General features: G+C 71.5%; 11 protein-coding genes. 6 read left to right on the plus strand and 5 right to left on the minus strand.

Features of this window, described 5'->3' with window-relative positions; translation table 11 throughout:
* Nucleotides 1–77: 77 nt before the first annotated feature.
* A complete protein-coding gene (locus IEZ13_RS25805) occupies nucleotides 78–2,183 on the minus strand; it encodes an MMPL family transporter (RefSeq protein ID WP_183223619.1) in 2,106 nt (701 codons plus the stop codon).
* Nucleotides 2,184–2,323: 140 nt separating this feature from the next.
* Here IEZ13_RS25805 and IEZ13_RS25810 point away from each other — a divergent pair, with 140 nt between their 5' ends.
* From IEZ13_RS25810 to IEZ13_RS25820, 3 genes are all read left to right on the plus strand, one after another.
* Nucleotides 2,324–3,493 (plus strand): sensor histidine kinase, encoded by a 1,170-nt coding sequence (locus IEZ13_RS25810; RefSeq protein ID WP_229795070.1) that lies wholly within the window; start codon nucleotides 2,324–2,326, stop codon nucleotides 3,491–3,493.
* Nucleotides 3,494–3,577: 84 nt separating this feature from the next.
* A complete protein-coding gene (locus IEZ13_RS25815; protein WP_183223622.1) occupies nucleotides 3,578–4,252 on the plus strand; it encodes a response regulator in 675 nt (224 codons plus the stop codon).
* 21 nt (nucleotides 4,253–4,273) lie between these two features.
* Nucleotides 4,274–4,993 carry an endonuclease/exonuclease/phosphatase family protein gene (locus IEZ13_RS25820; RefSeq protein WP_183223624.1) on the plus strand — a complete coding sequence of 240 codons (720 nt, stop codon included), beginning with the start codon at nucleotides 4,274–4,276 and terminating at the stop codon, nucleotides 4,991–4,993.
* 266 nt (nucleotides 4,994–5,259) lie between these two features.
* Here IEZ13_RS25820 and IEZ13_RS46785 read toward each other — a convergent pair whose 3' ends face one another.
* Nucleotides 5,260–6,480, minus strand: a complete 1,221-nt coding sequence (locus IEZ13_RS46785) for an alpha/beta hydrolase (RefSeq protein WP_203834092.1) — start codon at nucleotides 6,478–6,480, stop codon at nucleotides 5,260–5,262.
* The gene (locus IEZ13_RS25830; protein WP_183223625.1) at nucleotides 6,477–6,824 is read right to left on the minus strand and encodes a hypothetical protein; all 348 of its coding nucleotides are present in this window, start codon (nucleotides 6,822–6,824) and stop codon (nucleotides 6,477–6,479) included. The genes IEZ13_RS46785 and IEZ13_RS25830 overlap by 4 nt, the downstream gene beginning before the upstream one ends.
* Before the next feature lie 66 nt (nucleotides 6,825–6,890).
* Here IEZ13_RS25830 and IEZ13_RS25835 point away from each other — a divergent pair, with 66 nt between their 5' ends.
* Nucleotides 6,891–7,412, plus strand: coding sequence for a helix-turn-helix domain-containing protein (locus IEZ13_RS25835; RefSeq protein ID WP_183223628.1), 522 nt, complete (start codon nucleotides 6,891–6,893; stop codon nucleotides 7,410–7,412).
* On the opposite strand, the gene IEZ13_RS25840 is transcribed toward IEZ13_RS25835, so the two are convergent.
* Complete coding sequence (locus IEZ13_RS25840) at nucleotides 7,409–8,329, minus strand: LysR family transcriptional regulator (protein ID WP_221245858.1); 921 nt, start codon at nucleotides 8,327–8,329, stop codon at nucleotides 7,409–7,411. The two genes, IEZ13_RS25835 and IEZ13_RS25840, sit on opposite strands and share 4 nt — an antisense overlap.
* A 112-nt stretch (nucleotides 8,330–8,441) precedes the next feature.
* Between IEZ13_RS25840 and IEZ13_RS25845 the strand changes: the two genes are divergently transcribed.
* Entirely contained in the window at nucleotides 8,442–9,539 is a 1,098-nt protein-coding gene (locus IEZ13_RS25845; RefSeq protein ID WP_183223633.1) for a TDT family transporter, read from the plus strand.
* 116 nt (nucleotides 9,540–9,655) lie between these two features.
* Nucleotides 9,656–11,758, plus strand: coding sequence for a sensor histidine kinase (locus IEZ13_RS25850; RefSeq protein ID WP_183223635.1), 2,103 nt, complete (start codon nucleotides 9,656–9,658; stop codon nucleotides 11,756–11,758).
* 13 nt (nucleotides 11,759–11,771) lie between these two features.
* Here the strand turns inward: IEZ13_RS25850 and IEZ13_RS25855 are convergent, their stop codons facing one another.
* Nucleotides 11,772–12,896, minus strand: a complete 1,125-nt coding sequence (locus tag IEZ13_RS25855; RefSeq protein ID WP_183223637.1) for a CaiB/BaiF CoA transferase family protein — start codon at nucleotides 12,894–12,896, stop codon at nucleotides 11,772–11,774.
* Between the last annotated feature and the right edge of the window lie 17 nt (nucleotides 12,897–12,913).

A 12,913-nucleotide genomic window follows, 5' to 3' on the forward strand; every position in this document is an offset into this window, starting at 1 on the left:
ACACCGGCCTCTCAGCCGACATCACCCGCCTTACCCGGCCGTCAGGCACTCGGCGGGCTCGCCGCTGGCACCGCGTGTCACCGGTGTTCGAGTGCCAGGTGGGGTAGGCGGCGGGCCAGCGGGCTCGGGAGCCACCAGGCGCGGGGGCCGAACAGGTGCATGAGGGCGGGGAGGAGGAGGCAGCGGATGATCACGGCGTCGACCAGGACGGCCACTGCCAGGCCCAGGCCGAACTGCTGGAGCATGCGGTCGGGGGACATGAGGAAGGCGCCGAAGACGACGATCATGATGGCTGCCGCGGCGGTCACCACCCGGCCGGTGGTGGCCAGGCCTTCCCGGACCGCACCGGCGGCGTCGCGGGTGCGCTCCCACTCCTCGTGCATGCGGGCCAGCAGGAACACCTCGTAATCCATGGACAGGCCGAAGATGATCGCGAAGATCATGACCGGGACATACGCCTCGATCGGGCCGGGCTGGACGCCGAAGGCGCCCTCCTGGAACACGAGGATGATGACGCCGAGCGCGGCACTGACGCTGAGCAGGTTGAGCACGGCGGCCTTGAGCGGGATCAGCAGTGACCGGAACACCAGCAGCAGGAGCAGCGCGGACAGGCCCACCACCACGGCCACGAACAGGGGCAGCCGGGCGGCGACGGCGTCGGAGAAGTCGATGACGGCAGCGGTGGGGCCGCCGACCAGGACGGTCACCCCACTGTCCCGCGCGATCGCCGGGAGCACATCGTCGCGCAGTGTGCCGACCAGCTCGCCGGTGGCCTCATCCTGTGGAGCGGACGCCGGGTAGGCGATCACCGTGGCCACGTCACCGCCCGGAGCGGGAATCGGTGGCAGGGTGGCCGCGATCCCGGGCGTGGTGGTCACCGCGCGCTGGACCGCGTGTGCCGCGGCTTCGGCCGGCTGACCGGCGGCGTCGACCACGATCACGAGCGGGCCGTTGAAGCCGGGACCGAACCCGGCGGCGAGCAGCTCATACGCTTTGGTGCTGGTCTTGCTCGCGGCGTCGTTGCCCGCGTCGGCGAAGCCGAGCCGCATGTCCAGCACAGGCGCGGACAGCACCAGCAGAACGCCCAGCGTGACGATCGCGATCGGCCAGGGGCGGCGGCCGACGGCGTCGCTCCACCTCCGCCAGATCCGCCCTTCCGGCCGACGCCGTTTACGCAGCGTGCGCTCCAGCCGTGCACCGAAGAGGCCGAGCAGGGCCGGCAGCAGGGTCAGCGCGGCCAGCATCGTGACCAGCACGGTGACGGCCAGGGCAACGGCGACGCCCTGGAGCGCGCCGATCCCGAGCGACACGAGGCCGAGCAGGGCGATGATCACCGTGGTGCCGGCGAAGAAGACGGTCCGCCCGGCCGTGTCGAGGGCGGTGCGCACCGCGGTCTCCCGGTCCGCTCCGGCGGTCAGCTCACTGCGGAAGCGGGAGAAGACCAGCAGCGCGTAGTCGATGCCGACGCCGAGGCCGACCAGGATCAGCAGCGGTGCCGTGAAGTCGGCGACCGTGGCCAGATGCGAGGCGAGGGTGACCAGGCCGATCGCCGAACCCACGGCGAAGACCGCGATCACGATCGGGAGGCTGGCGGCCAGCAGCGAACCGAACAGGAACACCAGGATGATCAGCGCGGCCAGCATGCCGGCACCCTCCGCGGCGCCGCCCTCGGCCTCTTCGGCGGCGCGGGCCGCTTCCCCGCCCACCTCGACGGTGAGGCCCGGAACCTGTGCCGCGTCGATGATCTTCCGGGTGTCCTCGGCCGGCATCGCCTCGGCCGTGACGTCGAGGGCGACCGTCGCGTACGTGATCGTGCCGTCCGCGGAGACCGCCTCCGGTTTCGCCGCGTCGGCGACGTGCGGCAGGCTTCGGATCCGGGCCAGCATGTCGTCAACGGCGGCCCGGGTGGCTGGCCGCTCCACTCCCGCCGGGTCCTGGACGACGATCTCCAGGGTGGCGCCGGCGCGGGTCGGCGCCCGGTCGGCCAGCACGTCCTGCGCCTGCTGCGATTGTGCCCCGGGCAGGCTGAAGTCGTTGTGGTAGTCGTCGCCGGCGATGCCCGCGCCGGCCGTGACGCCGGCCAGGACCAGCACCCAGAGCAGCAGCGCCAGCCAGCGATGCCGATAGGACCATCCGGCCAGCCGTTCGAAGACGCTGGCTCTGCGCACCGATACCGAAGTCATGCGGCAGACGGTAGGGACGATGAACGCTCGGCCGAATCGCTCCGGAGGGGGCATGGCTCGTACCCCTTGAGGGGTACACCGGATGCCCCTCGTGAAGGATCCGCCGGGCGGTCGGGCGGTCGTACGCTGGTCGCGTGACGATGAGGCGGTGGTTGGTCGACAGCACGGTGGCGTTGTTCGCCGCCGTGTTCACGCTGGTGATGCTCCAGCAGGGCGGTCTCGGATCCCAGGAGGGCGTCTACCGGCAGCTGGATGTGCTCGGGGTGGTGCTGGCCCTCGCGTCGACGCTGCCCTTGGTCTTCGCTCGTCGGTTCCCGGCCACGGTCTACGCGATCGCCACGGTGGCCTCGCTGTGCCTGCTCGCCCTCGACTATCCGCTGGATGTTCCGCCGGGCGCCCTGATCGCGACCTATGCGATGGCCGAGAAGTTCGGTGGCGCGTCCCGCGGCCCCAGATATGCGGCGTGGGCAGCGGTCATGTTGTTCCCCGCGCTGTCGATCGCCCTGATGGCCGTCAACCACCAGGCGCGGTCCATGCTGTCGATCGCTCCCGGTTTCGCCGCGTGGATCACGATGGTTCTGCTGGTGTGGGTCGCCGGTGACCGCAACCGGCTGCGGCAGGAGCGGATCGCCGAGTTGGAGGAGCACGCGCGGCTGCGTGAGCTGGACATCGCAGCGCAGCGGCGACTCGCCGCGGCGCAGGAACGCACCCGGATCGCCCGGGAGTTGCACGACTCGGCCGGGCACGCGATCAACGTGATCCTGGTGCAGGCGGGTGCGGCGCGGCTGCTGCACGAGCGCGATCCGCAGCGGTCACGGCAGGCCATCGAAACCATCGAAGAGGTCGCGCAGAGCACCATCGCCGACATCGACCGGCTGGTCCGCGCGTTGCGGGAGGAGTCGGGGCCGGCCGATCCCGCGCCCGCCGACACGGCGGCGCTGGAGCAATTGGTGGATCGGCACCGGGCCGGTGGTTTGCAGGTGTCGACCACGTTCGACGGGGCGCCACGGGGCCTGCCGAGTGGGGTGGCCTGGGCGGCCTACCGGATTCTGCAGGAGGCGCTGACGAACGCGGCCCGGCACGGTTCCGGGACTGCCGATGTTCGGATGGCCTACGGGAGGTCGGAGGTGGAGATCGAGGTGAGTAACCCGGTCGGCTCGGTCTCACAGCCAGGCGGCGGGATGGGCATCGTCGGCATGCGCGAGCGGGTCGCCCTGCTGGACGGCACCCTGGAGGCGGACACAACCGGACCAAACCTGTTCCGGCTGCACGCCCGCCTCCCGATCGCGGCCACGGAGGCCGCTGTATAGGGCGAAAGTGGTGGTACAGCCCTCCGCGGAGTGAGGGGCCTCGGGCGGGTGCGGGGTTTCGTGACGGGACGGGGGGGTGGCAGGGTGAGCGAGGTCCTTCGGGTGCTCGTTGTTGATGACGATGACCTGATGCGGGCCGGGCTGCGGGCCGTTCTCTCCAGCGACGACCGGATCGCGGTGGTCGGTGAGGCCGCCGACGGGCGGGAGGCGGTGACGCGGGCTCGGGCGCTCCTGCCCGACGTGGTGCTGATGGACGTGCGGATGCCGCAGCAGGACGGGATAGCGGCCACCCGGGAACTGAGTGCGGTCGTGCCTGAGGTTCGGGTGCTGATCCTGACCACGTTCGAGGACGATGACTACGTGTTCGGGGCGCTCAATGCGGGAGCGTCCGGATTCCTGCTCAAGCGGACGCGGCCGGAGCAGCTGATCGAAGCCATTCACACGGTCGCGGCCGGGGAGTCGCTGCTGTCGCCGTCGGTGACGCGAACGGTCATCGACCGGATGACGACGGCCACTCCGCCGGATCCGGAGACAACGCGGCGGCTGCGGGTGCTGACCGCCCGGGAACGGGATGTGTTGACGCTGGTGGCGCGGGGTCTGTCGAATGCGGAGATCGCGACGGAGCTGTTCGTCGAGGAGTCGACGGTGAAGACCCATATGAAGCGGATCCTGCCCAAACTCAAGCTCCGCGATCGGGTGCAGGCGGTGATCCTCGCCTACGAGACCGGTATGGTCCGTCCCGGGGAGAACGCTCGATGAGGTGGGATCACACTGCGACTGTTGACGTTGAACGCACTGTTCAAAGGGGATGTCCGGCCGCGGCTGCGGGTGCTCGGCGAGATCCTTGAGAAGTCCCGGTACGACGTCGTCTGCCTGCAGGAGGTCATGTACCGGCATCTGATCCCTCGGTATCCACATCGGGTCTCGGCCGGAACGGTCCTGCTCAAGGGTGGCCTGGTGGTGCTGTCCCGGTGGCCGGTGACGCGGTCACGGTTCGTCCGGTTCCCGTTGACGGCGCCGGCCCGGCCGGAGTATCTGATGCGCAAGGGTGCACTGGTCGTGACCATCGATACCGATGACGGCGAAGTGGTCGTGATCAATACCCATCTCTCGGCCAACCGGGACGGCGACTGGTCGACGGAGAACCGGTACACGGGTATCGCGCGGACGGAACTCGGGGTGCTGGCCCGGCAGGTCGCAGCGGTCGGCCCGGCGGTGCCGGTCGTGGTGACCGGTGACCTCAACGTGCCACGTGGCTCCGTCGTGCTGCGGGAGTTCCTGAACGACACCGGACTTCAGGATGTGCTCGCCGGTGACACCCGGCCGACCTATCGGCCGACGCCCGGGTGGCCGAACCCGCCCGCCTTCGACCACATCCTGGTACGCCCGCCGATGACCGGGGCCGCCCGCCTGGTCTTTCAGGACGAGGTCACTCTCGCCGACGGGCGGCGCGCCTACCTCTCCGACCACTACGGGGTGGAGGCCGACCTCATCCCTTAGCCCCGACTGGCTGAGCCCGCCGATCGATCTCCGGCACCAGTGGTGCATCGCCGCAAACCGGCGGATGCCCGCCGACAGATTCCCGTGACCGGTAAGCAACGCCGCAGACCGGCGGGTGCCCGCCGACATATTCCGGTGACCGGTGGAGCAACGCCGCAGACCGGCGGGTGCCCGCCGACAAGTTCCGGTGCCGGTTCGATGGGTCCGAGCGGGCATCCGGGCGCGCCGAGGCGGGTCCGGTATGGCTACGGCATTGTCTACATCGATCAGGACGAGACGTCGGCGGCCGCGGTGGCCGCGCTGTGGCTGTCGGCTGGGATCTGGGTGGTCAGCCAGTCGGTGACGCGGTCGAGGATGGCGGGGTCGACCGGGCGGCGGACCTCTTCCTTGTACGCGCGGAGCGACGGCGGGCCGTGCTGGGTGCGCAGCATGTGGGTGACGTCGGGGGCGAGCCAGGTCTGTACCGGGCCGGGCACGAGCCGCGCGATCGCGGTCAGGTCGGCGGGGTCGACCTGGAGGTCTTTGCCGCCGGTGATGGCGAGGACGGGCATGGTCAGCCGGGCCAGGTCGTCGCGGGGGTCGTAGCCGAGGAATTCGCGGGTCCACTTGGCGTTGACCTTCACGCCGCCGATGCGGGCGACGTCGGTGGTGGTGGCGCGGATCTTGTCATGATTGCGGCTGACCTGGCGGACCAGGTCGGTGCGCAGCACCTTGAGCAGGCCACGAACAAGCGCCGGCAGCGTCGGAGCGAGCGTGTTCGCCTGCCAGCGCAGCAGGGCGTCCCCGCGCCTGGCGGCGCCGGCCAGCAGCACCACGGCAGCCGGCGGATCTTGCACCATGGCAGCCCGCGGAGCCTGCACCACCACAGCCGCCGGCACCTGCACCACCGCGGCCGGCGGTACCTGCACCACCGCAGCCGCCGGTACTTGCACCACCGTGGCCGGCGGGGTCAGCAGCGCCGCAGCCGCCGGCACCTGCACCACCGCGGCCGGCGAGGTCTGCTGCGCCGCGGCCGACGGGGTCTGCACCGCCGCGACCGGCGGGGTCAGCAGCCGGGCGGCGGTGATGACTGCCAGGGTTGCGCCTTCGCTGTGCCCGATGAGGGAGACCCGGGCGGCGTCGGTTTCCGGGCGGGCCGCCAGCGCGGCATACCCGGCGGCCACGTCGTCGGCGTTGTCGAACAGCCCGGCCCGCATCCAGCCGCTCCGACCCTCGGTGGTGCCGTCGCGCAGCACCCGGCTTTCGCCCACGCCGCGCTTGTCGTAGCGCAGCGAGGCGATGCCCGCGCGTGCCAGGGCGTGCGCCAACTGCCGGGTGGAGTCGATCGGCAGTCTCGGGGCGTTCGAATCCCGGTCGATCGGCCCGGAGCCGCTGACCAGCACGGCCGCCGGAAAGGGCCCGGCGCCGGCGGGCAGTGTCAGCGTGCCGGCGAGGTCCCGGTCCGGGCCGGGGAAGCGCAGCTCGACCTCGCGCACCGTGGCGGTCATCGGGCGGCCCGGATCCGTTCGGCGAGGGCCTCGGCGTCGGCGTCGCCGAGCAGCACCGAGGCGAGCTTCTGGCCGGTCAGGGTGAGCCGGACCCCGCCCTGGCCGCGCCCGGCGACGACGAACTCCGCGCCGTGTCTGGTGCGCCAGGTGCCGATCTTCCGGACGCCGGGCAGTGACAGGCCGGGAGCGCGCAGCCCGTGCGTGGCGGCCAGCGCGTCCGGCACCACCTCGACCGCGGTGATCGCGGTCAGCGGGATGGTCACGTCGCCATGCAGCCCGGCGACCTTCTCGGCGGCGGTGAGCTTGATGGTGAGTGCGGACGGGGTCATGGACACAACGCTCATACCCTGTACTATTCTCATTCATGCGAACGATGTCAAGCTTGAGAATGGTCTAGGGACGTGCCCGAGATGACCACGGCGGAGCTGCTGCTGCATCCGGTCCGGTTGCGGATCGTGCAGGCCTTCCTCGGCGATCGCGCCCTCACCACGCTGCGCCTGCGGGAGCTGCTCCCCGACGTGGCGACCGCAACCCTCTATCGGCAGGTGGCCACCCTGGCTGAGGCCGGGGTCCTGGAGGTGGCCGAGGAGCGCCGGGTGCGCGGCGCGGCCGAGCGCACCTACCGGCTACGCACCGGGAGCGCGCTCATCGACGCTGCGGCGGCCGCTCAACTGACCGTCGAGCAGCACCGGGCCGCGTTCGCCGCGTTCGCGGCGGGGCTGCTCGCCGACTACGACCGCTACCTCGCACGCGGCGACATCGATCTCGGCCGCGATCTGGTCGGCTACCGGCAGGCGGCGCTGCACCTCACCGACGACGAGCTCGGCGAGCTGATCACCGAGCTGGCCGGGGTGTTCGCCCGGCGCATGGCACTGCCACCCGAGGGCCGCACCCGCCGGCTGCTGACCACCATCCTGATGCCGGCGGATTAACCGGTCCGGGTGCCGAGGTGGGCCAGGAAGGTCCGGACGGCTCCGGCCGGCGGTGTTCGTGGCCCGTTCCAGATCGCGCGCAGCTCGCGGCGCAGATCGAGGTCGACGACCACGACATGGTGCAACCGATCGCCGCGCAGGTCGTCGGCGACCGCCAGCCGGCTCAGGACCGCGGGACCGGCACCGGCGAGGACGGCGGCGCGCACCGATGCGGTGGTGGACAGTTCGAGCGCCGGTTTCGACTGGCGGGCGCCCGCGCCCAGGCGGCTCCGGAGCGCGGTCGCCAGAAATTCGCGGGTCCCGGAGCCCGCCTCGCGGGTGACCAGGGGTGTGTCGTTGAGTTCCTCGGCGGTGACCCCGGCGCTCCGGCGCGTCCAGCGGTGATCGGGCAGGACGACGAGGACCAGCTCGTCGTGGGCGACGACACGACTGCGCAGCCCGCGCGGCGTGCCGGATCCCTCGATGAAGCCGAGGTCGGCGTCCCCGGCCCGGATCTGATCGACGACGGTGTCGCTGTTGGTGGCCTGGAGCACCACCTCGATCGGCTCCTTCCCCTGGTGGCGGGCCTGCGCTCGCATGGTCACCAGCCAGGCCGGAAGCAGCTGCTCGGCGATGGTCAGGCTGGCCGCGATCCGCATCCGGCCCTGGGCGTCGGCGCGCAGTGACGCGATCCCGGTGTCGACCTCGTGAGCGGCCTGGAGAAGGCGGTCGGCCCAGCCGGCCAGCACGGTGCCGGCCGGGGTGAGGACGGCGCCGCGGGTGGTGCGCACGGCGAGGCGGATCCCGGTGCGGGCCTCCAGCCCGGCCAGGCGGGCGGAAACGGCCTGCTGGGTAAGGCCGAGGTCACGTCCGGCAGCACTCAGGCTCCCGGTACGCGCGATCGCGAGCAGCAGCTCCAGCGAAGAGAGATCCGGCATCCGCGCGCTCAAGGCCACAAGCCGGAATCGTACACAGCCACAAATCTGGCTTGTGACTTCACAAGCTCGTGGCAGCTACCGGCCGGTTCACCGGACCGGAATCGTGATTTCCATGAGCACGACCTCGGTACTGCGGAATCTGACCCCGAACTGGTTCGCCTCGGTCATGGGGACCGGCATCGTTGCCACGGCCGCGACGAGCCTGCCCCTGCAATCCGCCGGCCTGCATCTGTTCGCCACCGGCGTGTGGGCGCTCGCGGCGCTTCTGCTGATCGTGCTGACCGCGGCGACGGTGGTGCATTGGCGCCGTCATCCCCGGACCGCACGGGGCCACCACCTCGACCCGGTCATGGCGCACTTCTACGGCGCCCCACCGATGGCGCTGATGACGGTCGGAGCGGGAACATTGCTGGCCGGCCCGCAGGTGATCGGGCCGCGGGCGGCCGTCGCGGTCGACTGGGCGCTGTGGTCCGCCGGGACGCTCGCGGGCCTGGTCACCGCGGTGGCGATTCCGTACCTACAGTTCACCCGGCACGAGAGCGTGGATCCGCGCAGCGCGTTCGGTGGCTGGCTGATGGCGGTCGTGCCCCCGATGGTGTCGGCGTCGACGGGTGCGATGCTCGTGCCGCACACGCCGGCGGGTCAGCCTCGCCTCACCATGATCCTGGTCTGCTACGCGATGTTCGGGATCAGCCTGCTCGCCTCGCTGGTGGTCATCAGCATGATCTGGGCCCGGCTGGTTCATCACGAGATCGGGCCGGCCCGGATGGTGCCCACCCTGTGGATCGTTCTCGGCCCGCTCGGCCAGTCGATCACCGCCGCGAACCTGCTCGGCGGAGTGGCCTCCACCGCTCTGCCCGCCCCGTACGCGGAGGCGATGGCGGCGTTCGCGGTGCTGTACGGCGTACCGGTCTGGGGTTTCACGCTGCTGTGGGCGGCCCTGGCCGCGGCCGTCACGATCCGCACCGCCCGCCGGCACCTGCCCTTCTCGCTGACCTGGTGGTCGTTCACCTTCCCGGTCGGCACGGTGGTCACCGGCACGTCAGGACTGGCCCTGCACACCGGCGCCACCCTGTTCCGTGTCAGCGCCGTCGCCCTCTACGCCGCCCTGGTGGTCGCCTGGGCCGTGGTCGCGGCACGCACCGCCCGTGGAAGCATCCGCGGCACCCTGTTCGCCCCGGCCCCGCGGCCACTGCCCGCTGGCGTGTGAAACGTGATGTCCGGTTCGGGACCTCGGACCCGGGCACACGGGCGGACCGGTTCTCGGTGGACCGGAGCCGCCGGCCGAAATGACTGGTGAGCAACGTCCGGCGGGAGGTGCGGGGGATGACGGTCCACAACGAGTCGGCTGCGGCGAGCCGCGCGACCGGGACGGGAGAGCCGATGGCGGGTCTCCGGGCGTCGTTGCTGCGCACTGCCGGCTTCGCGTCGTTGTTCGTGCTGATGGAAGTCCTGAGCCGGGTGCCGTTCACCCAGAGCACCGACCTGTATTCGCTGTGGCCGTCGGTCGGCGTCGCGGTGATGTGGTTCGTCGCGCAGCTTCGGTCGCCGGCGCGGTGGATCGACCCGATGGTGCTGGTGGCGGCGCTCGTGGGCATCAACCTGGCCGCCGGCCAGACCGTGGCGGTCGCCGTGGTGTGCACCCTGCTCGCCCCGTTCCAGGTCGGCGTGTACATGCGGCTGTTGGCGCTTGCGCACCCGCAGCGTCTCGGCGTGGTGGGCCGTGCCCGGCTGCGCCGCCCCGCGGATCTGTGGCCACAGCTGGCCGCCGCCGTCGGCGCCGCCACCGCCGGCGCTGTGGTCGGCTTCCCGGCCCTTTGGGCGGTCACCGGCACGTTCCAGTGGGGCCAGGCCGGGACCGTGCTGATCAGTACGGCCACCAGCATGCTGATCTGCGAGGCGATGACCCGGCACGTCGCGGCGGTGCTGACCGGCCTGCGGGCCCGGCACGGAACCTTGCGGGCGGCGTGGCGGCAGGCGGTGCGCGAGGTGCCGGGCGTTCGCATCGGCGAGTACCTGGCCGTGATCGGATGCTCGGCGGCCGCCTACGGCGTCATGTTCGCCCTTCCCGGCATCTCCATGGTGTTCCCGCTGCTCGCCCTGACCGTGTGGGCCGCCGTCCGGCTGTCCACCACCTACGTCCTGATGTTCAGCGCGGCCGTCACCCTCGCCGCGGGCGCGGTGACGCTGTACCAGTCGGGGCCGTTCGCGACGCTCGGCTCAGCCCAGGCCGCGGTGCTGATCGCGCACGTGTACGCCGCCATGTCCACCCTCATCGGCCTGACCCTGGCCCTGATCCGCGACGAACGCGCCACTCTGACCACCGCGCTGACCGCCGAGAAGGAACAGGCATCCCGGCAGGCACAGCTGATGAACGCGATCGTCGACTCCATGTCCGACGGCCTGGGCGTCCACGACCGCGACGGCCGTCTGATCATGCACAATCCCGCCACGGTGACCCTGCTGGGCCGAATCCGCTCACCCGAGGCGGTCGACCCCATCGCCTTCTACGGGCTGTGCAACCTCGACGGCACCCCGATGAACGAACACGACCTGCCCTGGGACCGGGTCACCGCGGACGGGCAGCCACACGTCGCGGACATGCTCGTGCGCAACCCCGACCTGCCGCACGACCGGATCCTGCGTTCCACCGCCGCCCCGCTGGTCGGCCCGGACGGCTACATGGACCGCGTCGTCTCACTGCTGCGTGACGTCACCGCCGAAACCCGTCACCGTGACGCGCTGGCCAGTTTCGCCGGCGTGGTCGCTCACGACCTGCTCAACCCGCTGACCACCATCGAGGGTTGGACCGAGACAGCTGACGACGCCCTGGCCGACATCCCCGAGCACCCCGCCGTGGCCACCGCCCACGGCGGCCTGGTCCGGGTCAAACGCGCCGCGGTCCGCATGCGCGGACTGGTCAACGACCTGCTCGCCTACACCACCACCCGCGACGCCGCCCTCACCCCGGCCGTCATCGACCTGAACCAGATGGTCACCGACATCGCCGACGCACGCGTCGACACCGCCATCGCCGCCGGCACACCCGTGCCCGCCATCACCGCCGCCGACCTGCACCCCATGAACGCCGACCCGGTACTCACGCGGCAGTTGCTGGACAACCTCGTCAGCAACGCCGTCAAATACACCGCCGCCGACGTGACCCCGCACATCACGATCTCCAGCGCCCGGGTGGACGACACCGTCGCGGTCACCATCGCCGACAACGGCATCGGCATCCCCGCCGGACAGCACGACGCCGTCTTCGACACCTTCCACCGCGCCCACCGCGGCCAGGCCTACTCCGGCACCGGCCTCGGCCTGTCCATCTGCAAACGCACCGTCGAGCGCCACGGCGGCACCATCACCGCCAGCGGCAACCCCGGCGGCGGCACCCGCTTCACCTTCACCCTGCCCGCCGCGGCCTGAACCGGCTGATCCCCTACGGCAGGTCGGTGGCGCCGGACAGCCAGGAGCGGATCAGGGCGCCGTGTTCGCCGAGGGCCGGGGGTGGGGTCGCCGGTTTCGGGTGCGCGTGGGCGTACCGGATGGGGTGTCTTATCTGTGGGGTCTGACCGGTCTCGATCAACGGATCCAGGCCCAGGTCGCGGGCATGATCGATCGCCTGGCCGATGTCGCGGACCACCCCGGCGGCGAGGCCGGCCGCGGTCAGGCGCTTCTCCCACTCGGCGGCGGTCGCCGCGGCCAGGGCCTTCTCCAAGGCCTCGACCAGCGCCTCCCGGTTGGCCACGCGGGACGGATTGTCGGCGAAACGGGGGTCCCCGGCCAGGGACGGCGCGCCGACGACGGCGCACAGGCGGGCGAACTGACGGTCGTTTCCGCACGCCACGGCGATCGGGGCGTCGGCGCAGCGAAGCGTCTCGTAGGGGGCGATCGACGGATGCCGGTTGCCCATGCGTGATGGCGCGATTCCGGTGGCCAGGTAGCCGGACGCCTGGTTGACCAGGCCGCCGAGCAGGCTGGACAGCAGATCCACCTGGACGTGGTCGCCGCGGCCGGTGGTCCGGCGATGGTTGAGGGCGGCGAGAATGCCGATGGTGGCGTCCTTGGCGGTCAGCACGTCCACCAGGGCCACGCCGACCTTGAGCGGGTCGCCGCCGGCCTCGCCGGTGATGCTCATCAGGCCACCGACCGCCTGCACCAGGAAGTCGTAGCCGGGCAGGTCGGCGTCGCCGAAGCCGGTGATCGAGCAGTAGACGACGCCGGGGTTGACGGCGGCCACCGATGCGCGGTCGAGGCCGAAGGCGGCCAGGCGCAGATTCTGCACGACCACGTCGGCGCGGGTGGCCAGGGCCAGGGCGGTGGCGCGGTCGGCCGGGTCGGCGAAATCCAGGGCGATGCTGTATTTGCTGCGGTTGAGGCCTTCGAAGTACGCGGAGGAGGCGGCGCCCCACGGCGGGCCCCAGGAGCGGGTGTCGTCACCGGTCCCGGGGCGTTCGACCTTGACCACCGTGGCGCCCAGGTCGGCGAGGGTCATGGTGGCGAGCGGGCCGGCCAGCACCCGGCTGAAGTCGGCGACCACCAGGCCGGACAGCGGGGCGGTCATCGCTGCGCCACCCGGTG

Origin of the sequence: Actinoplanes campanulatus (genome assembly GCF_014647795.1) — a bacterium.
GTDB classification, from domain to species: Bacteria; Actinomycetota; Actinomycetes; order Mycobacteriales; family Micromonosporaceae; genus Actinoplanes; species Actinoplanes campanulatus.

Excerpts from the sequence above, each read along its gene's own strand:
- IEZ13_RS25805 (WP_183223619.1), bottom strand. The coding sequence starts at position 2,183 with ATGACTTCGGTATCGGTGCGCAGAGCCAGCGTCTTCGAACGGCTGGCC.
- IEZ13_RS25810 (WP_229795070.1), top strand. The coding sequence starts at position 2,324 with ATGAGGCGGTGGTTGGTCGACAGCACGGTGGCGTTGTTCGCCGCCGTG.
- IEZ13_RS46785 (WP_203834092.1), bottom strand. The coding sequence starts at position 6,480 with ATGACCGCCACGGTGCGCGAGGTCGAGCTGCGCTTCCCCGGCCCGGAC.
- IEZ13_RS25830 (WP_183223625.1), bottom strand. The coding sequence starts at position 6,824 with ATGAGCGTTGTGTCCATGACCCCGTCCGCACTCACCATCAAGCTCACC.
- IEZ13_RS25835 (WP_183223628.1), top strand. The coding sequence starts at position 6,891 with ATGACCACGGCGGAGCTGCTGCTGCATCCGGTCCGGTTGCGGATCGTG.
- IEZ13_RS25840 (WP_221245858.1), bottom strand. The coding sequence starts at position 8,329 with ATGCCGGATCTCTCTTCGCTGGAGCTGCTGCTCGCGATCGCGCGTACC.
- IEZ13_RS25845 (WP_183223633.1), top strand. The coding sequence starts at position 8,442 with ATGAGCACGACCTCGGTACTGCGGAATCTGACCCCGAACTGGTTCGCC.
- IEZ13_RS25850 (WP_183223635.1), top strand. The coding sequence starts at position 9,656 with ATGACGGTCCACAACGAGTCGGCTGCGGCGAGCCGCGCGACCGGGACG.
- IEZ13_RS25855 (WP_183223637.1), bottom strand. The coding sequence starts at position 12,896 with ATGACCGCCCCGCTGTCCGGCCTGGTGGTCGCCGACTTCAGCCGGGTG.